This window comes from Actinomycetospora sp. CA-084318 (genome assembly GCF_050955885.1).
In the GTDB taxonomy this organism is placed as follows: Bacteria; Actinomycetota; Actinomycetes; order Mycobacteriales; family Pseudonocardiaceae; genus Actinomycetospora.
This window is the reverse complement of the sequence record NZ_CP192098.1, coordinates 3,611,074-3,632,306: the sequence shown is the minus strand read 5'-3', so window position 1 is coordinate 3,632,306 and position 21,233 is coordinate 3,611,074. Positions and strand designations below refer to the sequence as shown.

The 21,233-nt window shown below is 73.6% G+C and carries 21 protein-coding genes and 1 pseudogene; 10 read left to right on the top strand and 12 right to left on the bottom strand.

Annotated features, from left to right (window positions below):
• Positions 1–17 precede the first annotated feature (17 nt).
• The 3 genes from ACQPYX_RS17805 to ACQPYX_RS17795 all read left to right on the top strand — a co-directional run bounded on the left by ACQPYX_RS17805 (position 18) and on the right by ACQPYX_RS17795 (position 3,660).
• Positions 18–461 carry a hypothetical protein gene (locus ACQPYX_RS17805; RefSeq protein WP_433798640.1) on the top strand — a complete coding sequence of 148 codons (444 nt, stop codon included), beginning with the start codon at positions 18–20 and terminating at the stop codon, positions 459–461.
• On the top strand, positions 458–2,329 hold the full coding sequence (locus ACQPYX_RS17800; RefSeq protein WP_433798639.1) for a cytochrome c oxidase assembly protein: 1,872 nt from the start codon (positions 458–460) through the stop codon (positions 2,327–2,329). The genes ACQPYX_RS17805 and ACQPYX_RS17800 overlap by 4 nt, the downstream gene beginning before the upstream one ends.
• Before the next feature lie 137 nt (positions 2,330–2,466).
• Positions 2,467–3,660 (top strand): MFS transporter, encoded by a 1,194-nt coding sequence (locus tag ACQPYX_RS17795; RefSeq protein WP_433798638.1) that lies wholly within the window; start codon positions 2,467–2,469, stop codon positions 3,658–3,660.
• Here the strand turns inward: ACQPYX_RS17795 and ACQPYX_RS17790 are convergent.
• The 5 genes from ACQPYX_RS17790 to ACQPYX_RS17770 form a co-directional block, all read right to left on the bottom strand.
• On the bottom strand, positions 3,655–4,119 hold the full coding sequence (locus ACQPYX_RS17790; protein WP_433798637.1) for a VOC family protein: 465 nt from the start codon (positions 4,117–4,119) through the stop codon (positions 3,655–3,657). The genes ACQPYX_RS17795 and ACQPYX_RS17790 overlap by 6 nt on opposite strands.
• Entirely contained in the window at positions 4,116–4,550 is a 435-nt protein-coding gene (locus tag ACQPYX_RS17785; protein ID WP_433798636.1) for a helix-turn-helix transcriptional regulator, read from the bottom strand. The genes ACQPYX_RS17790 and ACQPYX_RS17785 overlap by 4 nt, the downstream gene beginning before the upstream one ends.
• Before the next feature lie 3 nt (positions 4,551–4,553).
• The gene (gene ilvA, locus ACQPYX_RS17780; RefSeq protein ID WP_433798635.1) at positions 4,554–5,822 is read right to left on the bottom strand and encodes a threonine ammonia-lyase IlvA; all 1,269 of its coding nucleotides are present in this window, start codon (positions 5,820–5,822) and stop codon (positions 4,554–4,556) included.
• Positions 5,823–5,908: 86 nt separating this feature from the next.
• The gene (locus ACQPYX_RS17775) at positions 5,909–6,358 is read right to left on the bottom strand and encodes a PTS sugar transporter subunit IIA (protein WP_433798634.1); all 450 of its coding nucleotides are present in this window, start codon (positions 6,356–6,358) and stop codon (positions 5,909–5,911) included.
• Positions 6,359–6,366: 8 nt separating this feature from the next.
• A complete protein-coding gene (locus ACQPYX_RS17770; RefSeq protein WP_433798633.1) occupies positions 6,367–6,618 on the bottom strand; it encodes a glucose PTS transporter subunit EIIB in 252 nt (83 codons plus the stop codon).
• Between the two features lie 74 nt (positions 6,619–6,692).
• Between ACQPYX_RS17770 and ACQPYX_RS17765 the strand changes: the two genes are divergently transcribed.
• From ACQPYX_RS17765 to ACQPYX_RS17755, 3 genes are all read left to right on the top strand, one after another.
• Positions 6,693–7,934 carry a PTS transporter subunit EIIC gene (locus ACQPYX_RS17765; RefSeq protein WP_433798632.1) on the top strand — a complete coding sequence of 414 codons (1,242 nt, stop codon included), beginning with the start codon at positions 6,693–6,695 and terminating at the stop codon, positions 7,932–7,934.
• A gap of 68 nt (positions 7,935–8,002) precedes the next feature.
• Entirely contained in the window at positions 8,003–9,934 is a 1,932-nt protein-coding gene (htpG, locus tag ACQPYX_RS17760) for a molecular chaperone HtpG (RefSeq protein ID WP_433798631.1), read from the top strand.
• A gap of 55 nt (positions 9,935–9,989) precedes the next feature.
• Complete coding sequence (locus ACQPYX_RS17755; RefSeq protein WP_433798630.1) at positions 9,990–11,015, top strand: LLM class flavin-dependent oxidoreductase; 1,026 nt, start codon at positions 9,990–9,992, stop codon at positions 11,013–11,015.
• 282 nt (positions 11,016–11,297) lie between these two features.
• On the opposite strand, the gene ACQPYX_RS17750 is transcribed toward ACQPYX_RS17755, so the two are convergent.
• Genes ACQPYX_RS17750 through ACQPYX_RS17740 form a run of 3 tightly spaced genes read right to left on the bottom strand, consistent with a single transcriptional unit; the run spans position 11,298 to position 14,295 of the window.
• A complete protein-coding gene (locus tag ACQPYX_RS17750; protein ID WP_433798629.1) occupies positions 11,298–12,806 on the bottom strand; it encodes a tripartite tricarboxylate transporter permease in 1,509 nt (502 codons plus the stop codon).
• Positions 12,803–13,330, bottom strand: coding sequence for a tripartite tricarboxylate transporter TctB family protein (locus ACQPYX_RS17745; protein WP_433798628.1), 528 nt, complete (start codon positions 13,328–13,330; stop codon positions 12,803–12,805). Before ACQPYX_RS17745 ends, ACQPYX_RS17750 begins: the two co-directional genes overlap by 4 nt.
• Positions 13,327–14,295: a Bug family tripartite tricarboxylate transporter substrate binding protein gene (locus ACQPYX_RS17740; RefSeq protein WP_433803750.1), complete on the bottom strand. Its 969-nt coding sequence runs from the start codon at positions 14,293–14,295 to the stop codon at positions 13,327–13,329. Before ACQPYX_RS17740 ends, ACQPYX_RS17745 begins: the two co-directional genes overlap by 4 nt.
• Positions 14,296–14,512: 217 nt before the next feature.
• Here ACQPYX_RS17740 and ACQPYX_RS17735 point away from each other — a divergent pair, with 217 nt between their 5' ends.
• Positions 14,513–15,361 carry an NUDIX hydrolase gene (locus tag ACQPYX_RS17735; protein WP_433798627.1) on the top strand — a complete coding sequence of 283 codons (849 nt, stop codon included), beginning with the start codon at positions 14,513–14,515 and terminating at the stop codon, positions 15,359–15,361.
• Positions 15,362–15,575: 214 nt separating this feature from the next.
• On the opposite strand, the gene ACQPYX_RS17730 is transcribed toward ACQPYX_RS17735, so the two are convergent.
• From ACQPYX_RS17730 to ACQPYX_RS17715, 4 genes are read right to left on the bottom strand one after another with little or no spacing between them, the layout of a single operon-like run.
• On the bottom strand, positions 15,576–16,796 hold the full coding sequence (locus ACQPYX_RS17730; RefSeq protein WP_433798626.1) for a cytochrome P450: 1,221 nt from the start codon (positions 16,794–16,796) through the stop codon (positions 15,576–15,578).
• A gap of 58 nt (positions 16,797–16,854) precedes the next feature.
• A complete protein-coding gene (locus tag ACQPYX_RS17725; protein WP_433798625.1) occupies positions 16,855–17,943 on the bottom strand; it encodes a M20/M25/M40 family metallo-hydrolase in 1,089 nt (362 codons plus the stop codon).
• Complete coding sequence (locus tag ACQPYX_RS17720; RefSeq protein WP_433798624.1) at positions 17,943–18,719, bottom strand: enoyl-CoA hydratase/isomerase family protein; 777 nt, start codon at positions 18,717–18,719, stop codon at positions 17,943–17,945. The genes ACQPYX_RS17725 and ACQPYX_RS17720 overlap by 1 nt, the downstream gene beginning before the upstream one ends.
• Positions 18,716–19,804: a cation diffusion facilitator family transporter gene (locus ACQPYX_RS17715; RefSeq protein WP_433798623.1), complete on the bottom strand. Its 1,089-nt coding sequence runs from the start codon at positions 19,802–19,804 to the stop codon at positions 18,716–18,718. Before ACQPYX_RS17715 ends, ACQPYX_RS17720 begins: the two co-directional genes overlap by 4 nt.
• A gap of 129 nt (positions 19,805–19,933) precedes the next feature.
• Here ACQPYX_RS17715 and ACQPYX_RS17710 point away from each other — a divergent pair, with 129 nt between their 5' ends.
• The 3 genes and pseudogenes from ACQPYX_RS17710 to ACQPYX_RS17700 all read left to right on the top strand — a co-directional run.
• The gene (locus tag ACQPYX_RS17710) at positions 19,934–20,368 is read left to right on the top strand and encodes an SRPBCC domain-containing protein (protein ID WP_433798622.1); all 435 of its coding nucleotides are present in this window, start codon (positions 19,934–19,936) and stop codon (positions 20,366–20,368) included.
• A complete protein-coding gene (locus tag ACQPYX_RS17705; protein ID WP_433798621.1) occupies positions 20,358–20,690 on the top strand; it encodes an ArsR/SmtB family transcription factor in 333 nt (110 codons plus the stop codon). The genes ACQPYX_RS17710 and ACQPYX_RS17705 overlap by 11 nt, the downstream gene beginning before the upstream one ends.
• Positions 20,687–21,199 (top strand): annotated as a pseudogene (locus ACQPYX_RS17700) (DUF899 family protein); the annotation flags it as partial. The gene ACQPYX_RS17705 and the pseudogene ACQPYX_RS17700, both read left to right, overlap by 4 nt.
• Positions 21,200–21,233 lie beyond the last annotated feature (34 nt).

Sequence of the window (21,233 nt, the reverse complement as noted above, 5' to 3'; positions counted from 1 at the left end):
GTGTCACCATCGTCGACGTGACCAGCACCGACGAGAGCACGCCGGAGGGTGTCACCGACGAGACCGCCGGCTCCGGCGCCGGTGCCACGGGTGCGGCGACGTTCGCGCTGGTCGTGGCCGCGATGGCGCTGGTCAGCGCCTGGACCGGGTGGGGCGGGATGGCGCTGGGGCTGGTCGCCCTGGTCGCCGCGGTCGTCGCCCTGATGCGGGTGCGCTCGGGCCGCGCGTCAGGTCGCGGTAAGCCCCTGGCCGCCCTCGGTGTGGCACTGATCGCGGTGGTGATCGGCACGGCGATCGAGTGGCCGACCATCGAGTCCGCCGTGACCTACCTGCACGCCTCGCAGGCCCGCACGCTCGACGAGTGCATGCGCCAGGCGATCAACGAGAAGGAACAGCACGTCTGCAAGTCCCAGCACCTCGACGAGTACCGGGCGCGGTTCCCCGGCCGCCTCGACCCGTGAGGCGCCTCGCGCCCGCCGGCGCCGCGGGGCTGGTGACGGTCCTCGTCGCCGCCCTGCTGCTCGGCCGCTCGGCCTACCCCGTGCTGGGGCTCGCCGACCCCGGTGAGCTCGTCCAGCTCGGGCTCCCGGTGCTCCGGGTCCTGACGGCGGGTGCGGCGGCCGTCGCGCTCGGCGCGCTGGTGCACGGGCTGGTGGTCGTGCCGGGCGCCGGCGGGCCGTCGGCGTCGGTACGCGCGGTGGCCTCCGGCGCCGCCTGGGCGTGGGCGGCGCTCGCGGCGGGGACGGCGGTGTTCACGGTCGCGGACGTCTCGGGCGGCTTCGTCGCGCCGGGTCCGGACCTGGTCGTGGGGATGGTCGTGCGCGCGGCCCCGGTGGGCTGGCTGGCCTGCGCGGTCGGCGCGGCGGTCGTCGCGGTGTGGGTGCGCGAGGCCAGGACGTGGTCGTCGATGCTCGGTGCCGGGGTGCTGGCCTGCGTGGCGTTGCTCGGCCCGGTGATGACCGGGCACGCGATCGACGGGGTCGGGAAGGACCTCGGGACGCCCGCCGTCGCGCTGCACGTGATCGCTGCGACCGTGTGGCTCGGGACCCTCGGCGCGCTGGTCGTCGCGCCGGTGTCCCCGTCCCGCAGCGGTGCGGTGTCGACGGTCTGCGCCGTACTGACGGTCGTGAGCGGGGTGCTCGCGTCGGCCGTCCTCGTCCCGTCATGGGGCGAGCTCGCGACCGCGTACGGCGTCCTGGTCCTGCTGACCGCGGCCGTGACGGTCGTCGTGCTCGGGGTCCTGGTGCGACGCCGGGTGACCGGCACGCGGGCCCTGGCGCTCACCGAACTGGTGCTGCTCGCCGTCGTGACGGGCCTGTCGGTGGCGATGACGCGCGCGGTGCCGCCGGTGCAGGCGCCGTTCCACACCACGCCCACCGAGGCGATGCTCGGCTTCGGCATCCCCGACCCGCCGACCCTCGCGCGCCTGCTCGGGGACTGGCGGCTCGACGTGTGGTTCGCGGTGCTGGCCGCGGTGCTCGTCGTGGTCTACGCGCGGTGGCTGCGCCGGGTCGTCCGGGCGAGCGCAGCGACGGGGGGAGGCCGGGCCTGGCCGCGGGGCCGGGCGGTGTCCTGGTTCGCCGGGTGCGCGCTGCTCGTGGTGGCCACGTCGTCCGGGGTCGGCCGGTACGCCGACGCCCTGTTCAGCGTGCACGTGGCCGAGCACATGCTGGTGAGCGTCGTCGTGCCGGTGCTGCTGGTGCTGGGCGGGCCGGTGTCGCTGGCGCGCCGTGCGCTGCCCGACGAGTGTGACGCCCGGGACCGCCTCGAGGCCGTGCTCGGCGCGCCGCTGCTGCGATTCCTGACCCACCCCGCCGTCGCCGCGGTCCTCATGGTCGGATCGCCGTTCGCGTTCTACCTGACGCCGCTGTTCTCGCTGCTCCAGCCGCTGGGCTGGCTCATGCCGGCGATCTCGGCGTGGTTCCTGATGGCGGGCTACCTGTTCTTCTGGGTGATCGTCGGGGTCGACCCGGCGCCCGGCCAGACCCTGCCGCACGTCGCGCGCCTGGCCGTGCTCATCGCCTCCATGCCGTTCCATGCCCTGTTCGGGGTGATCCTGCTGGCGGCGGACCGACCGGTGGCGCAGACCCCGTCGACCCTCGCCGCCGACGGCGGGGGCGGACAGGTGTTCGTCACCGACTTCTACTCACGCCTCCGGCTGCCGTGGGCGCCGGACCTGCTCGCCGACCAGCACCTCGCCGCCCTGCTCTCGTGGGGGATGGGCGACCTGCCGCTCGTGGGCGTGCTGGTGGTCCTGCTGGTGCAGTGGCAGCGGGCCGGCGCGGCCGAGGACCGGGCCGCTCGGGACCTGCTGGCCGCGCGCCGCTGATCCGGCGCCGCCCTCTTCCGAACGAACGGCACTCTCGCGCACATAGATGCTGCGAGAGTGCCGTTCGCTCGTGAATTCATCCCAAGCAGTGAGACGGTGTCTCGCCTGATGGGCACTCGTGAGGCATGCTGACGACCGTGACCACGGAGACGAGTGCCCCGGCCCGACCACGACGCCGCTGGGCGATCCTCGTGGTCGGCGTGCTCGCCCAGACCGCAGCCTCGTCGTTCGTCTACGGCATCCCGTTCCTGGTGCCGACCCTGCGCGACGAGCGCGGGCTGTCGCTGGCGCAGGTCGGCGTCGTCGTGGCGGCGCCGACGACGGGGCTGCTGCTCGCGCTCGTCGCCTGGGGCGTCGTCGTGGACCGCGTGGGGGAGCGGTTCCCGATGGCGATCGGGCTCGGGGTGGCGGGCGTGGTCGTCGGGGGCGTCGCCCTGGAGACACCGTCGTCCCTGGTCACGATCGTGCTGCTGCTCGGGGTCGGCGGGCTCGGGGCGGCGTCGGTGAACGCCGCGAGCGGTCGGCTGATCATGGGCTGGTTCAGCGCGGACGAACGCGGCGTCGCGATGGGGATCCGGCAGACCGCGCAGCCGCTCGGGGTCGCGCTCGCCGCCCTGGTGCTGCCGGTGCTGGCCACCACCCAGGGCCCGTTCGTCGCGCTGGGGTGGACGGGACTGGCCTGCCTGGTCGCGGCAGGCCTCGTCGTCGGGATCGCGCAGGACGCCCCGCGCCGTCCCCCGCAGCCGCACGAGCCCACCGGCAACCCGTACCGGACCCCGACCCTGTACCGGCTGCACGCGGCGTCGGCCCTGCTGGTGCTGCCCCAGTTCGCGATCTCGGCGTTCGCGCTGGAGTACCTGGTCCGCGAACAGGGCTGGTCGCCCGGCGTGGCCGGGGTGTTCGTCGCGGTCTCGCAGATCGTGGGCGCGGCGGGGCGGATCGCGACCGGCTGGTGGTCGGACCGGGTCGGGTCGCGCCTGCGGCCGATGCGCCGGCTCGCCGTCGGGTCGATGCTCGTGATGTTGGGGTTCGCCGCGGGGTCGGTCTGGGTGCCGGTGATCGCGGTGGCGGGACTCGCCGTCGGGGCGATCGTCACCGTGGCCGACAACGGCCTCGCCTTCGTGTCGACCGCCGAGATGGCCGGCCAGGCGTGGTCGGGCCGCGCGCTCGGCATCCAGAACACGACGCAGAACGTCGTCGCCTCGCTCGCGCCGCCCGTGCTGGGCGCGATCATCGGCGCGACCAGTTACGGAGTCGGGTTCACGGCCGCGGCCCTGGCCCCGCTGGCGGCGATCGCCGTGACGCCGGTCCGGGCCGAGCGGAGGTCATGACCCGTCCGGGCCCCACCCGCCGTCGCGCAGGGTCTCCGGGGTGAAGGCCGTCGGCTCGACGAGCACGAGCCAGTTGCCGGAGTTGTCCCGCATGACGGCCTCCACCCCGTACGGCCGCTCGGACGGCGGCTGGACGAACTCCACGCCGAGGTCGACGAGGCGGGCGTACTCGGCGCGGCAGTCGTCGGTCGTGAGACCGAAGCCGCCCATGCTGCCCGCGGCGAGCGCGCGGCGGACGGCGGCGGCCATGTCCTCGGTCAGCGGCGGGCCCGGGACCATCAGCGTCACCTCGAGCTCGGGCTGCGCGGGGTGCGTGACGGTCACCCAGCGGAAGCCCTCGCCCATCGTGACGTCGGTGCCCTCCACGAAGCCGAGGACCTCGCAGTAGAACGTCTTGGCGTCGTCCTGGTCGGTGACGTAGAGGGTGAACAGCGAGATGTTGGTGAGCACGGCGGTCATCCTCCCGCCGGGTCCGACCCCGACGGCTTCTCCGCGATTGCGCGGTCGGAGAGCCCGTGCATGAGGACGAAGCAGCCCGGGATGCGCGGCGCGCCGTCGGCCCAGCGCGCCTGGTACGCCGACGGACCGACCCCGACGAGGCGCCGGAACCGCGTCGAGAACGACCCGAGCGAGGCGTAGCCGACGAGCCAGCACACCTCGGTGACGGTCAGGTTGGTCGCCCGCAGCAGGTCCTGCGCCCGCTCGATCCGGCGCTCGGTGAGGTACGCGGCCGGGGTGCGGCCGTAGGTCCGGGCGAAGCAGCGCAGGAAGTGGTACTTCGACATCCCCGCCGTCCCGGCGAGGGAATCCAGGTCGAGTGGCTCGGCGTACTCGCGGTCGATCCGGTCGCGGGCGCGGCGCAGCCCGACCAGCAGGTCCTTCGCGACCACGACCTAGACCAGGAAGCGGAAGGCGGGCGACCCCGGCTCGAGCGCCTCGATCTGCAGCGGCGAGCGGGCCATCCGCTCCAGCAGCGGCTCGTAGTCCTCGCGGCGGCCGATCTCGACGCCGACGAGCGCCGGCCCCGACTCGCGGTTGTCGCGCTTGACGTACTCGAACCGCGTGACGTCGTCGTCGGGACCGAGCACCTCGTCGAGGAAGCGCCGCAGCGCCCCGGGCTCCTGCGGGAACTCGACGAGGAAGTAGTGCTTGAGGCCCTGGAAGCGCAGCGAGCGCTCGATCACCTCGGCGTAGCGCGACACGTCGTTGTTGCCGCCGGAGAGGATCACGACGACGGTCTCGCCCGGCACGAGGTCGAGCTCCGGACCGTCGGAGCGCACCGCCGCCCCGGCGAGCGCGCCCGCGGGCTCGGCGATGATCCCCTCGGTCTGGTAGAGCGCGAGCATCTCGGTGCAGACGAGGCCCTCGTCGACCGCGAGCAGTTGGGCGCCCGAGCGCCGGATCAGCGGGAACGTGACGGCGCCGGCCTTGCGCACCGCGGCGCCGTCGACGAAGCGGTCGAACCCGTCCTCGTCGAGCACGACGGGGCTGCCCGCGTGCAGGGCGGCCGCGACGTTGCGCGCCCCGGCCGGCTCGACGCCGATCACGCGGGTGCGCGGGTAGGTCGCGGCGAGCCAGGTGGCGGTGCCGGCCAGCAGGCCGCCGCCCCCGACCGGCACGACGACGACGTCGGGCGCGTGCCCGAGCTGCTCCACGACCTCCGCGATCACCGTGGCCTGCCCCGCGACGGTGCGGGAGTCGTCGAACGCGGGCACGAGCGTCGCACCGGTCTCGGTCGCGTACGCGGTCGCGGAGGCGGAGGCCTCGTCGTAGGTGTCGCCCTGCACGACGAGGTCGACCATGTCGCCGCCGAGGGCCGCGATCCGCTCGCGCTTCTGCCGCGGCGTGGTCGAGGGGATCACCACGCGTCCGCGGACGCCGTGCGTCCGGCAGGCGAAGGCGAAGCCCTGCGCGTGGTTGCCGGCGGACGCGCAGACCACGCCGGTGGCGCGGGCCTCGTCGTCGAGCTGGGAGATCAGGTTGTACGCGCCGCGCAGCTTGTACGACCGCCCGACCTGCAGGTCCTCCCGCTTGAACCAGACGTTCGTGCCGGAGTCGGCGGACAGGCGCGGGTTGTACTGCAGCGGGGTCAGCTCGGCGATGCCGGTGAGACGCTCCGCGGCCTCGAGTACCTGCTTCTCGAACGCGGTACCGCCCGTCATGGCCCTGCTCCTCCGTGCTGCTGATCCGAACGGCTCATCGTAGGTCGGTCGTTCCCGACGACGGGCCCTGGGGCTTCCCGGTCGGGTCACGCCGGGGCGACCTCCAGCAGCGGGTCGCCCGGAGCGACCTCGACGGCCGCCGGGGCCGAGACCCGCGACGGGTCGACGTCGAGGACGACGACGGGGCAGACCGCGGACAGCCCGCGGGCGCGGACGTCGTCGGGCGACCACCGCACGACGGGATCACCGGGGGAGACGACCTCGTCCTCCGCGCGCAGCACCTCGAACCCCTCGCCGCGCAGGCCGACCGTGTCGACACCCAGGTGCACCAGCACGCCGAGGCCGTCGTCGGTGACCATCGCGAACGCGTGCGGATGCACCTTGACCAGCGTCCCGGCGACCGGGGCGCACGCGTCGGCCGTGCCGGAGCCGGGCTCGATCGCCGTCCCCGGCCCCACCATGCCGCCCGCGAACACGACGTCGGGCACCGCCTCGAGGCCGACCACCGTGCCGGCCAGCGGAGCCTTGACGATCACCGGCCCGGTCAATTCCCCGTCGCTCCGCTCGCCTCGAGCAGGTCGTGCACGTCGTCGGCGATCACGTCCGCCTGCGGCCCGACGACCACCTGCACGACGGTGCCCTGCACCACCACGCCCGAGGCGCCGAGGGCCTTCAGCGCGGCCTGGTCGACGAGCGCGGGGTCCCGGACCTCGGTGCGCAGGCGGGTGATGCAGGCCTCGAGGTCGTCGATGTTCGCCGCACCGCCGAGACCGGCCACGATCGCCGCTGCGTCCATGCCCCGCACCCTTCCTCGACACCCGGTCGTTGCTGCGTGCAACGTCCGCCGCACGGTACTGGAGGTGGGGCCCGATGACCGCGAGCACGGAGACGTCGTCCCGAGGAGCCCGCGGGCTCGCCGGCCTGCAGCGGCTCGGCCGCAGCCTCATGCTGCCGATCGCCGCCCTGCCCGCGGCGGGTCTGCTGCAGCGGCTCGGGCAGGACGACCTGCTCGGCGGGGACGCCGCCCTGAAGACCGTGGCGACCGTGCTCACCGGGGCGGGGGGTGCGCTGTTCGACAACCTGCCGCTGATCTTCGCGGTGGGGATCGCGATCGGCTGGGCCCGGCGCTCCGACGGGTCCACGGCCCTGGCCGCGGTCGTCGGCTACCTCGTGCTCGCGGGCGTGTTCACCGCGCTGAGCCCGGTCCTGCTGCCCGGGCAGCTCGACTCGAAGGGCGAGCAGGCCACGATCGACTACGGGGTGCTCGGCGGCATCCTCGTCGGGCTCGTCGCCGCCGTGCTCTGGCAGCGCTACCACCGGATCAAGCTGCCGACCTACCTCGCCTTCTTCGGCGGGCGCCGCTTCGTCCCGATCGTCACCGCGCTCGCGTCGATGCTGCTCGCGGTCGTCCTGGCGCTCCTGTTCCCGCTGTTCAACGCCGGACTCACGGCGCTGGGCAACGCGGTCGCGGCGAACGCGGTGGTCGGCGGCGGGATCTTCGGGGCGGCCAACCGGCTGCTCATCCCGCTGGGCCTGCACCACATCCTGAACTCGGTCGTCTGGTTCGTGCTCGGCGACTACAACGGCGCCCACGGCGACATCGCGCGCTTCTTCGCGGGCGACCCGACGGCCGGGACGTTCATGACCGGCTTCTTCCCGATCATGATGTTCGCCCTCCCGGCCGCCGCCCTGGCGATCTGGCACGAGGCGCGCCCGGAGCAGCGCACGGTCGTCGGCGGGATCATGGCCTCGGTCGCGCTGACGTCGTTCCTCACCGGGATCACCGAGCCGCTGGAGTACGCCTTCGTCTACGTGGCCTGGCCGCTGTACGTGGTGCACGCGGTCCTCACGGGCACCTCGCTCGCCCTGTGCAACGCCCTCGGCATCCACGACGGGTTCACCTTCTCCGCGGGCGCCATCGACTACGTCATCAACTTCGGGCAGGCCACGCGTCCGCTGTGGCTGATCCCGATCGGGCTCGGCTACGCGGTCGTCTACTACGTCGTGTTCCGGGTGGTGATCCGGCGCTTCGACCTGCGCACGCCCGGGCGGGAGCAGGACGGGGAGACGTCGGTGAGCGCGGACCCGACGCGCGACCCGTCGTCGGGATAGCTGTCGGGGGGTCCGATTATCGTGGGCGGCGATCACGTCGGAGACCCACGAGAGGACGCAGGACAGCGATGACCGAGACGATCGAGTTCCAGGCCGAGGCCCGTCAGCTGCTGCAGCTGATGATCCACTCGATCTACTCCGACAAGGACGTGTTCCTCCGCGAGTTGATCTCCAACGCCTCGGACGCGCTGGACAAGCTGCGGATGGAGTCCTACCGGGACAAGGACCTCGGGGTCGACACGTCCGACCTGCACGTCGAGCTGCGCACCGACGCCGACGCCCGGACGCTGACGATCACCGACAACGGGATCGGCATGAGCCGCGACGACGTCGTGAACCTGATCGGCACCATCGCGCGCTCGGGCACCGCGGAGACGCTGTCGAAGCTGCGGGAGGCGCAGGCGTCGGGCAGCGAGGAGGCCACCGCCGAGCTCATCGGGCAGTTCGGCATCGGCTTCTACTCGAGCTTCATGGTGGCCGACCGGGTGGAGATGACCACCCGGCGGGCGGGCACCGACGGCGGCGTGCACTGGGAGTCGGCGGGGGAGGGCACCTACGAGCTCTCCGAGGTCGCCGACGCCCCGCAGGGCACGAGCATCACCGTGCACCTGAAGGCCGAGGACGCCGAGGACAACCTGCACGACTACGCCGACCCGTCGGTCGTGCGGCGCATCGTGAAGCGCTACTCGGACTTCATCACGTGGCCGATCCTGCTGAACCCCAGCGGTGTCGCCGACACGGTCGTCGAGGGCGCGGAGGACGACGAGTCCACGCCCGACACCTCGAACGAACCGATCAACTCGCGCAAGGCCCTGTGGGCACGCCCGCGCTCCGAGGTGAGCGACGAGGAGTACGCCGAGTTCTACCGCCACGTCTCGCACGACTGGCAGGAGCCGCTGGAGACGATGCGGTTCACCGGCGAGGGCACCTTCGAGTACCAGGCGCTGCTGTTCCTGCCGGGCCACGCGCCGATGGACCTCTACTACCGCGACGCCAAGCGCGGGGTGCAGCTCTACGTCAAGCGCGTCTTCGTCATGGAGGACTGCGAGGCGCTGGTCCCCGAGTACCTGCGGTTCGTCAAGGGCGTCGTCGACGCGCAGGACCTCTCGCTCAACGTCTCGCGCGAGATCCTCCAGCAGGACCGCCAGATCCAGCTGATCCGCAAGCGACTCGTGAAGCGGGTGCTGCAGACGATCACGGGCCTGCGCAGCGAGAACGCCGAGAAGTACGAGACGTTCTGGCGCGAGTGCGGGCGGGCGCTCAAGGAGGGCCTGCTCTCGGACCAGGACAACACCCAGGCGATCCTCGAGGCGTCCAGCTTCGCCTCGACGCACGACCCGGAGCAGCTCACCACGCTCGCCGACTACGTGGCGCGGATGCCGGAGGGGCAGGAGTCAATCTACTACGTGACGGGTGAGTCCCGGGCGAGCGTGGAGAACTCCCCGCACATCGAGGCGTTCCGCGCCAAGGGCTACGAGGTCCTGCTGCTGACCGACCAGGTCGACGAGGTGTGGGTCGGGATGGTGCCGTCCTACGGCACCGGCGAGGACGCGAAGCCGTTCGCCTCGATCGCGCAGGGCGACGTCGACCTGTCCGACGACGCCGAGAAGCCGGAGGGCTTCGACGACCTGCTCGGCTGGATGACGACGACGCTCGCCGACGACGTCTCCGAGGTCCGGCTCTCCACGCGCCTGACGACGAGCCCGGCGTGCCTGGTCGGCGAGGTGGGCGGGCTCCCGCCGCAGCTGGAGCAGATGATGCGCTCGATGGGCCAGGAGGTCCCGGTGCAGAAGCGGGCCCTGGAGCTCAACCCGAAGCACCCGCTGGTGGAGAACCTCAAGGCCGCGCACGAGGCCCGGCCGGAGGACGCCGGCGTGGCCGACACCGCGTCGCTGCTCTACGACATGGCCCTGCTCGCCGAGGGCGGGGAGCTCAAGGAGCCGTCGGCGTTCGTCGGGAAGCTCGCGCAGCGACTCGCCGCCACACTGCCGACGGAATAGGGGCCGCGGCCCGCGAGTTGGTCGTTGAACATGCAACGACCTGGGAGGTAGAGCCGTGCACATCGGCGTCGACAGCTTCGTCGCGAAGGTCACCGATCCCGACACGGGACACGTGGTCGGGCCGGTCGAGCGGTTCGGGCACCTGCTGGAGGAGATCGAGACCGCCGACCGGGCGGGCCTGTACTCCTACGGGATCGGGGAGCACCACCGCAGCGAGTACTACGACGCCGCGCCGGCGGTGATCCTCGCGGCGGCCGCGGCGCGCACCGAGCAGATCCGGATGCGCTCGGCGGTCACGGTGCTCTCCGCCGCCGACCCGGTACGGGTGTGGCAGGAGTACGCCACGGTCGACCTGATCTCGGGCGGCCGGGTGGAGCTCGTCGTCGGGCGGGGGTCGTTCACCGAGGCGTTCCCGCTGTTCGGGCTCGCCTTCTCCGACTACGACGAGCTCTTCACCTCGAAGCTCGACCTGCTGCTGAAGATCCGCGACAACGAGCGGGTCACCTGGTCCGGCCCGCACCGGCCGGCCCTGAACGACCAGCCGGTGTTCCCGCGTCCCGCGCAGGACCCGTTCCCGATCTGGGTCGGCGTGGGCGGGTCGCCGGAGTCGTTCTACCGGGCCGGGGCGCTCGGGCTGCCGCTGATGGTGGCGATCATCGGCGGGGCACCCGCGCAGTTCGCGCCGCTGATCGACCTCTACCGGCGCGCCGGGGCCGAGGCCGGGCATTCGCCGGAGCAGCTCAAGGTCGGACTGCACGTGTTCGGGTTCCTCGGCGACGACGTCGCCCAGGCCACCAACGCGTTCTACCCGGGTTGGGAGGCGATGTTCACGACGATCGCCCGCGAGCGCGGGGGCATGCCGCCGTCGCGTCGGCAGTTCGACGCGACCCGGGGGCCGGACGGGGCGTACTTCATCGGCGACCCGGACATGATCGTCGAGAAGGCGACCCGCGTGGCCGACCAGCTCGGCGGGGTCGACCGCATCAACCTGCAGATGACGAACCCGCGCCTGCGCCACGCGGACCTGCTGCACTCCATCGAGCTGCTGGGGGAGGCCGCGCCGAAGCTCGCCGACGTGTGAGCGGAACCGTGCGAGGCGTACGAGCTCGTCGCCGAGCACCGGGGGAGCGCCTCCCTCCAGCTCGGCGTCACGCTCGACCTCGACGCGCTCGGCTGACCCGGGTCCGCTGGGCCGCGCTGCCCGCGAGAGTGACATGAGACATCCGCGGCGGCCCGGGGACCTGCCTCATGGACACCTCGCAGCGGGGGACGGCCGCACCCGGCCGCGCTGCTGCCGCTTGCACGAACGAAGGGCCCCTCCGGTCGAGTGGATCGACCGGAGGGGCCCCTCGCTCAGCTGGGCTCAGACCAGCTCGTCCTCCCGCTCCGGCTCAGCGGCCGGCCGACGCCGCCGCAGCACCAGCGGCAGCACGAACAGCAGCGCGATCACCACGTACACGGTGATCGACAGCGGCGTGGAGACCAGCGTCGTCACGTCACCGTCGGCGATCTGCAGCGCCCGGCGCAGCTGGAGCTCCGCGTCGGGACCGAGGATCACCCCGATGATCGCGGGCAGCACCGGCAGACCGAAGCGGCGCATCAGGAACCCGATCCCGCCGATCACGAGCAGGACGACCAGGTCCACCGGCGACCCGGACACCGCGTAGGCACCGACGCAGGCGAAGAACAGGATGCCGGCGTACAGGTAGGGCCGCGGGACGCGGAGCAGCTTCGCCCACATCGGCGCCAGCGGCAGGTTCAGCGCCAGCAGCAGGACGAGGCCGATGAACAGGCTGGCGATGAGCGTCCACACCAGCGCCGGCTCCCGCTCGAAGAGCAGCGGACCGGGCTGGATGCCGAACTGCTGGAACGCCGCGAGCATGATCGCCGCGATGGCGGTCGTCGGGAGCCCGAGGGTCAGCATCGTCGCGAGCGTGCCCGCCGAGGACGCCGAGGCGGCCGACTCCGGCGCGGCCAGGCCCTCGATGGCGCCCTTGCCGAAGTTCTTCCGGTTCTTCGAGAGCCGGCGCTCGGTCACGTAGGCCATGAAGGTCGACATCTCCGCGCCACCGGCCGGGATGGAGCCGAAGGTGAAGCCGATGAACGGGCCGCGCAGCCACGGCCTCCAGGCTCGGCGGACGTCGTCCCGGGACAGCCACGGCCGTCCGACCGGGATGACCTCCTGCGGCTTGCGGCGCAGGTGCGCGGCCACCCAGAGGGCCTCGCCGACCGCGAAGAGGCCGACGGCCACGATGACGACGTCGATGCCGTCGGCGAGCTGCGGGACCCCGAAGGTCATGCGGGGCTGGCCGGAGATCGGGTCGAGCCCGACGAGGCCGATCGTCAGGCCGAGCACGAGCGCCGCGAAGCCACGGACGCGGGAGGCGCCGAGGACGCCGGTCACGGCGACGAAGGCGAGGACCATGATCGCGAAGTAGTCGGGCGCGCCGATGTCGACGGCCACCGAGGCGATCAGCGGGGCGACGAGCACGAGCCCCGCCACGCCGACCATGCCGCCGATGAAGTGCCCGATCGCGGCCGTGGCGAGCGCCTGGGCGCCGCGTCCCTGTTTGGCCATCGGGTTGCCCTCGACCGCCGCCATCACCGACGCGCTCTCACCCGGCGTGTTGAGCAGGATTGACGTGGTCGACCCGCCGAACATCGCGCCGAAGTAGATGCCGGCGAACATGATGAAGGCGCCGGTCGGCTCGAAGGCGTAGGTGACGGGCAGCAGCAGGGCGACCGCCATCGCGGGCCCGATGCCGGGCAGGACCCCGGTCGCCGTGCCGAGCAGCACGCCTATCGCGGCGAAGAGCAGGTGGGTCGGGGTCAGCGCGTTGGCGAACCCGTCGAGCAGGCCGAAGTCGCTCATCCGAACACCCCCATCAGCGGACCGCCGGGCAGGTCGACGCCGAGCAGGCCGTCGAACACCGCCCAGGTGACGAGCGAGACGGTCGCGGCGACCGCCAGGTCGATCTCGAGCCGCCGGGAGCCCAGGGCGTACGCCGCCCCGGCGAACAGGACGGTGCCGGCGATCGGCCAGCCGAGTACCGGGATCAGCGCCGCGGTGGCGATGAGCACCCCGACGAGCATCCCGACGGTGCGCAGGTCCATCGGCGTGTCCAGGTCGACGTCCTCGCCGGCCTCGGCCTCACCGTGGCCGCCGCGCAGGACGTCGAGGGTCAGCAGCGCGGCCAGCACCAGCAGCGCCGCGCTCAGCACGAGCGGGACGACGCCCGGTCCGATCGGGTCGGAGTCCGATCCGGCGGTCAGCGTCCCCTCGGCCACCGTGTCGACGGCGACGAGGACGCCGACGGCCCCGAGCAGGGCCGCGACCCCCAGTTCCGCGTGCTCGGACCACCAGCTCCGGGTGGTCTCCCCGGTCCCCGTCGTCATGCCAACCCCAGTTCCCGCAGGACCCCTGCGACCCGCTCGTCCTCCGCTGCGAGGAACGCCCCGAAGGCGTCCCCGGGCAGGTAGGCGTCCTGCCAGTCGTTGCGTTCCAGCACCTCGCGCCACTCCGGGCTGTCATGCAGCGCACCGGCGGCGGCCACGAGCTCGGCGCGCTGCTCGGCCGACAGGTCCGGCGGGGCGACGAGGCCGCGCCAGTTGGTGAACTCGACGTCGACGCCCGCCTCACGCAGCGTCGGCGCGTCCACCCCGGGCACCCGCTCGCCTGCGGTCACCGCGAGGACCCGCAGGTCGCCGGACGCGACCTGGTCGGCGAACTCGCCGAGCCCGCTCACCCCGAGCCCGACCTTGCCTCCGAGGACGGCCGCGAGCAGGTCGCCGCCGCCGTCGTAGGGCACGTAGTTGACGGCCTTCGGGTCGATCCCCGCCGCCTTCGCCGTGAGCATCGGGGCGAGGTGGTCCGGGCCGCCGGGCGAGGAGCCGCCGCCGACGGGCAGCGCCGCGGGGTTCGCGCGCCAGTCGTCGAGCAGCTGGTCCAGGTCGCGGAAGGGCGAGTCCGCCGGGACGACCAGGATCTCGGTCTCCTCGGTCAACCGGGCGATCGGCGTGGTCTGCCGCAGCGTCACCGGGGAGTCGTTGGAGTAGACGCTCCCGACGACGCCGAGGCCCATGGACATGATCGTGCGGTCGTCACCGGCGTCGTTGACCAGCCGGCGCAGGCCGACGGTGCCGCCCGCCCCCGGCAGGTTGAACACCTCGACCGCTCCGGACAGCCCGGCGTCCTCCATCGCCCGCGCCGCGGCACGGGCGGTGACGTCGTAGCCGCCGCCCGGGCTGTTCGGCACCATCAGCTGCAGCCCCTTGAGCTGCGTGCCGTCCCCGCCGCCGGAGAGCGCGCCGACGGCCGGCGGCACCAGCAGCAGCGCCGCGACGACGGCGACGAGCACCACGACGGCCCTCGGGCGCCGGGCGGGCGGTGTCTCGGGTGGCGAGGCGGTCGACGGGGGACCGGTGGTCGTGGAGGTCACGGGGGCTCCTGGGGCGCGGCTGTGAGCTGGATCGCTCGACAGGGTGCGGCGCCGCTCACCTCCGACGACAGCATCCGGGCGTAGCGGACGTTGTGTTCGTTGTGGTCGCGCGGTGCGGCCGGTGTGATCAGATGGCCCCATGGACCCCACGCGGCTCCCGCCCGGCTTCGCCGACCAACTGGCCGACTACCGCTCCCGCGCGGCCTCCCCGGCCACGCCGAAGGTGGCGGCGTCGACGATCCTGCTGCGCACCGGGGCCGCCGGCCCCGAGGTGTTCCTGCTGCGTCGCCGCACGCAGATGGCGTTCGCGGGCGGGATGGTCGTCTTCCCGGGAGGCGGGGTCGACCCGCGCGACGCGGCCGACGACATCGGCTGGGCCGGGCCCGCCCCGGAGGTCTGGGCGGAGCGGCTCGGACTCGGCGTCGACGAGGCCCGCGCGGTGGTGTGCGCCGCGGTGCGGGAGACGTTCGAGGAGTCCGGGGTGCTGCTCGCCGGTCCCGACGACGGGTCGGTGGTCCCGTCCACGTCGGGGGAGGAGTGGGCGGAGGCCCGCCGGGCGCTCGAGGCCCGCGAGATCGCGTTCTCGCAGCTGCTGCGCGACCGTGGGCTGGTCCTGCGCACCGACCTGCTGCGCGCGTGGACGTGCTGGATCACCCCGGAGTTCGAGCCGCGCCGCTATCGCACGTTCTTCTTCGTGACGGCGAGCCCCGCGGGCCAGGAGGCCGCGGGCGTCTCCACCGAGTCCGACGCCGCCGCGTGGCTGGGCGTCGACGAGGCGATCGCCGCGGCGGGGGAGACCGTGATGATGCTGCCGCCGCAGTACTGCACGTTCCTCGAGCTCGCCCAGTACGGCACCGTCGCGCAGATCCTCGCGGCCGCCGACCGCCCGATCCCGGAGCCGGTCATGCCGGGCCTGGAACCGGACGGGTCGGCGCTGACGCTGCCGGAGCGGTACGCCGAGCTGAACGCGGCTACAGCTCCCCGGTGAGGAACTGGGCCCGGCCGTGTCCGAACGACCAGTCCTCGGGCTCGTTGCGCACGAGCGAGACGATCAGGTCGGTCGGGCGCACCAGGCGAGCAGGACCTCCTGCACGGTGTCGGCGAGGCGGCGGACCTCCTCCGGCGAGCGGCCGCGGACGAGGTCGATCCTGACGAGGGGCGTGCCGCCCGAGTGCCCGCACGCGTCGTCGGGAAAGCACCCCTCACCACGTGACGGGCAACGCCTCAAGCCCGTGGATGAGGTTCTCGTGCCGGAACGCGACCGCGTCCCCGGCGAGGGTCAGGTGCGGGAACCGGCGCAGCAGCGCGCGGAACGCGATGGCCAGCTCGATCCGCGCGAGCGGGGCGCCGAGGCAGTGGTGGATGCCGTGGCCGAAGGCCACGTGCGGCACCGGGTCCCGCGTGACGTCGAGGTGGTCGAGACCCTCGGCGAGCGCCGGGTCGCGGTTCGCGGCGCACAGCGAGGCGGTGACGACGGTCCCGGCCGGGAACGCGTGGCTCCCCACCGTCACGTCGGCCGTGGCGACGCGCGGGAAGCCCGCCGAGACCGGCGAGACGTGGCGGAGCATCTCCTCGACGACCCGGGACAGGGCGGCGTCGTCGTCGAGCGACGCGCGGACGGCCGCCATCTGCTCCGGGTCGCGCAGCAGCTCGTAGGTGCCCAGGGCGATGACGTTGGACGTGGTCTCGTGGCCCGCCACCAGCAGGAGGTTCGCGAGTCCCGCGATCTCGTCGTCGTCGATGCCGCCCTCGGCCGCCGACCGGTCGCCGTGCTCGCGCACGAGCAGGCCCAGGAGGTCGTCGCCGGGGTCGCGGCGGGCGCGTTCGACCAGGCCCGCCATGTAGGCGCGGGACTCCACGATCACCTCGCGCCGCCGCGCGAACGGCAGGTCGGAGCGGAGGGTGAGCGCCGCCCGCTCCTGGAAGCCGTCGCGGTCGGCGTAGGGGACCCCGAGCAGCTCGCAGATCACGAGCGACGGCACGGGGAGGGCGAAGTCGGCGACGAGGTCGCCGGGCGACCCGGCCTTCTCCATCGCGTCGAGCGCGTCGTCGACGATCGCGACGACGCGCGGCTCGAGCGCCTTCATCGCCCGCACCGTGAACCGCCCGGTGAGCATCCGCCGCAGCCGGGTGTGGTGCGGCGGGTCGAGGGCGAGCAGCATGCCGGCGCGCCGACGCTCCATCTCCGCGGCGTCGACCTCCCCGGGCGGCAGCGGCAGCCCCTCGAACCCGAACGCCGGGTCGCCGTGCACGGCCCGCGCGTCGGCGTAGCCCGTCACGAGCGTCGCGGCGTGCCCGACGAGCGTGGTCACCGGGCACGTGCCGTCCGTCTCGCGGAGGGCCGTGACCCGCGGGTCGGGGTCCAGACCGTCCCGACGCAGTCCGAGCCGCGGTGCACGCTCCGTCGCCTGATCGATGCCCATGGCAACGACCTTGCCGCACGATCCGGTGTCACGGAAGTGGTACGGACCTGCTCGGTCGTCAGCCGCCCGCGAGAAGTCGGCCATAGGCCGCGACGGCCTCGTCGATCCGGGCCACCGAGCAGGTCTCGTCGACCACGTGCGCCATCTCCGGGTCGCCGGGGCCGCAGATGATCGTGGCGGCCCCGCCGAGGGCACCGGCGAGCACCGCGGCGTCGGTGAAGTAGGTGGCGTACCCGGGCTCCACGTCGCCCGCGTCGTCCGTGAGGAGCCGGCAGGCCCGGGCGGCCGAGGCCGGATCGGTGTCGACGACGGGCAGGTCGACGAGCCGCTCGATGGTCACGGCGTCACCGACCAGGCCGGCGACGGTCGCCTCCACGCCGTCCGCGGTGGCGCCGGGGACCAGCCGCAGGTCGACGGTGAGCTCGGCGTGGTCGGGGACCAGGTTCGGCTGCACGCCCGCCCGGAAGGTGCCGAGGTTCGCGGTCATCGGGCCGTGGGTGGCGCTGGTCGGCCAGCCGTCGTGCTCGTGCACCGCGAGGGCCGCGCGGGCGAGGTCGACCAGCGCGTTGTGGCCGAGCTCGGGACGCGACCCGTGGGCGGACACGCCGCGGGCGACCAGGCGCAACCACAGCGCGCCCTTGTGCCCGAGGACGGGCCGGTTGCCGGTCATCTCGCCCACCACGAGCAGCGGGGACGGGGCGACGAGGGCCGGGTCGAGCGCCTGCGCGCCGAGGCAGCCGGTCTCCTCGCCGAAGGTGAACACCAGCTGGAGCCCGCCGCCGCCGGCCCGGACGTGGGCGTCCGCCGCCACCACCATCGCCGCGACCCCGCCCAGCATGTCGCTCGACCCACGCCCGCGCAGCCGGCCCTCGACGACGTCGCCGGCGAGCGGGTCGAACGACCAGGCGTCGTCCTCGGCGAGGACGGTGTCGAGGTGTCCGCTCAGCGTGACCGCGACGGGACGGCCGGTGTCCGCGACGTCGGGCGTGCGCGCGACGAGGTTCGCGCGGCCCGGCACCGGCTCGTCGAGCTCGACGTGGAGTCCGGCGTCGGTGAGCCGGTCGGCGAGGAGATCGGCGGCCACCCGCTCGCCGCCGCCGCGGGTATCGAGCCGGACGAGCCCGCGGGCGAGGTCGAGGGCATCCATCACCGCCCCCGGAACTCCGCGGTGCGCTTCTCCAGGAACGCGGCGCGGCCCTCGGCGAAGTCCTCGGTCTCGAACATCCCGACCTGCGTGACCTCCTCGAGGTGCAGCGTCTCGGCGAGGGTCGCGGGCGGGTTCGCGAGGATGCGCTTGGTGGCCGCCAGAGCGAGCGGGGCGGCCGCGGCCAGCTCGTGGGCGCGCTCCACCGCGACGGCGAGCGCCGACCCGTCGTCGACCAGTTCGTCGACGAGGCCGAGCCGCTCCGCCTCCGGCGCGTCGATCAGGTTCCCGCGCAGCAGGAGCCGCCGCGCGGGACCGGCCCCGACCTTGCGCGGCAGGGTCCAGAACAGCCCGGAGTCGGCGACCAGCCCGATCCGGCCGAAGATCGCGCCGTACCGCGAACCCCGGGCGGCGACGACGTAGTCGCACGCCGCCACCACCGACGTCCCGGCGCCGACGGCCGCGCCCTCCACGGCCGCCACCACCGGGAGCGGACCCTCGACGAGCAGCGAGATCACGTCGGCGACGAGGTGCAGCCGGTCCCGGGCGTCCGCGCGGTCGCCCTGCGGCATCGAGGAGATGTCGCCGCCGGAGCTGAAGTGCTTCCCGGCGCCGGTGATCACGAGCGCCCGGCAGCCGTCGTCGGCGTGGGCGGCCTCCAGCGCGGCGCGCAGCTCGCGGCGCAGGGGCACGGTGAGGGCGTTGCGACGCTCGGGGACGTCGAGGGTGAAGACCCGCACCGACCCGTCGTCGTGAACCTGGAGGGGACCGTCGCTCATCGTCCGAGTCTGTCCTGCTCGGCGCGCCACTCGGCGAGCGACGTGCCGAACCTCTCCAGGACGGCCCGCCTGAGATCCTCGTCCTCGCGGGGGACGGGCTCGAGGAAGACCTGGTCGAGGTCGGTGAAGCGCTCCCGCAGCTCGTCGTCGAGCCGGACGCAGGCGCGCTCGAGGTCGCCGACGCTCAGCTCGTCGTCGAAGTCCACGCGGGCGCAGAGCAGCACGCTGTCGGTGCCGGTGAGCATGGTCTGCAGGTCGACGACCGCGGTGACCTCCGGGGCGGCGTCGAGGTGGTCGTAGATGGCGCGGGTGACGCGCGGCTCGGCGGCGCGACCGATGAGCAGGTTCTTGTTGGTGCGCCCGAGGATGACGGCGACGACCGCGAGCAGCAGACCGATCATGATCGAGGCGATGCCGTCGGAGATCGAGGAGCCGGTCTCCTGGTGGAGCACGACGCCCACGGCGGCGAAGAGCAGCCCGAGCAGCGCGGCGGTGTCCTCGAACAGCACGCTCTTGACCGTCGGGTCGTCGGACAGGCGCAGGTAGCGGGCGAGCGAGAGCTTGAGTTCCTTCCGCTCCCGCAGGCACTGCCGCAGCGCCTGCTGCCAGGACACGCCCTCGATGACCGCCGACAGGCCGAGCACGGTGTAGGCGACCCAGGCGTACTGCTCCTCGGCCGGGTCGGGGGCGTTCTCGACGATCGTGACGATGCCCTCGTACACCGAGTAGGTCGCCCCGACGACGAAGACCGAGACCGAGGCGATCAGCGCCCAGAAGAAGCGTTCCTTGCCGTAGCCGAAGGGGTGCGCCCGGTCGGCCTGCTTGCCCGAGCGACGCAGCGCGGTGAACAGCAGGACCTCGGTGACGCAGTCCGCCGCCGAGTGCGCGGCCTCCGCGAGCATCGCCGACGACCCGGTGAGCAGGCCCGCCACGAGCTTGAGCACGCCCACCGCGGCGTTCGCGGCGAGGGCGAGGACCACGGACAGGGTGCTCTGTCCCGACGACGAGTCCTCGGCGTCACGCCCCTCGTCGGTCGGGTCCGGGGGCGGCACGAGTGCCGAGGGCACGTCGTTCCTCGCGGTCATGGGGGAGCTTCCTTCCTGAGGCGAACCGATCGGGCACTACCCGCTTCACGGCCACCTCACCCGTCTTGTCGCAACCCAGAAGTTGCTATACCTTGAGGTGCAACCACGGAGTTGCCACCGGAGGCCGACATGGGGTTCCCCGACCGCATCGAGCGCACGATCGAGCTCGCCCACCCCGTCGAGCGCGTGTGGGCGGCGATCAGCACCGCCGAGGGGCTGGCGGCGTGGTTCGGCGACCGCGCGGAGATCGACCTGCGCCCCGGCGGGCACGCGCGGCTGGAGTGGACCGCGGTCGACGCGCAGGCCGAGCTGCGGATCGAGCACGTGGACGCGCCGCACGTCCTGGCGTGGACGTGGCGGATCGAGGGTCTCCCGCCGGACGACCTGCGCCGCACCCTCGTCGAGTTCACCCTCGTCCCGACCCCCACCGGGACCCGCCTCACCGTGGTCGAGTCGGGGTTCGCCCAGCTCGGCCCCGAGGAGCACGCCGCGGCACACGGGGGCAATGTCGAGGGCTGGCGCCGCGAGCTGGGCGAACTCGTCACGTACCTCGATGCCCGCTGACCAGGAGCGCGTGGCCGAGCAGGTCTTCGTCGCCCTCGCCGACCCCACCCGCCGCGCGCTGCTGGCCGACCTCGCCACCCACGGCCCGTCGACCGCCACCGACCTCGCCGCCCGCCTGCCGATCACCCGCCAGGCGATCACCAAGCACCTCGACCGGCTCGCCGACGCCGGGCTCGTCACGGCCGAGCCGGGGGAGCGGCGGCGCATCCGCCACCGGCTGCGCTCCGCGCCCATGCGCGTCGCCCAGCGCTACCTCGCCGCGCTCGCCCGCGACTGGGACGGCCCCCTCGCCGCCCTCGCCGACCACCTGGAGGAGACATGACCACCGCCCTGCCCCCCGTCGTCGACGCCGCCACCTGGACCCGGGAGCGCGCGGCGCTGCTCGCCGCGGAGAAGGAGCTGACGCGGGCGCGCGACGCCGTCGCCGCCCGCCGTCGCCGGCTGCCGATGACCCCGGCGACGAACCACGTGTTCGCGACGACGCGAGGGCCCCGGTCGCTGCGCGACCTGTTCGGCGAGCACCGGACCCTCGTCGTCTACCAGTTCATGGACCACGGGTCGGAGCGCTACTGCGGCGGCTGCACGTGGTTCGCCGAGAACGTGCCCGCGGGCGCGCCGCGCCTGCTCGCCGCCAACGACGTCGCGTGGGCCCACGTGTCCGACCTGCCGCTCGAGCGCCTCACCACCTACTGGGACGCCCGGGGCTGGACGATGCCCTACGCCTCGTCACGCGGGACGACCTTCGCCGCGGAGACCGGGTCGTGGCTGACCGTGTTCGTGCGCGACGACGACGCCGTGTACCGGACCTGGGGGACCTCCGGCCGGGGCCTCGAGGACCTCACCTTCGTCACGTCGCTGCTCGACC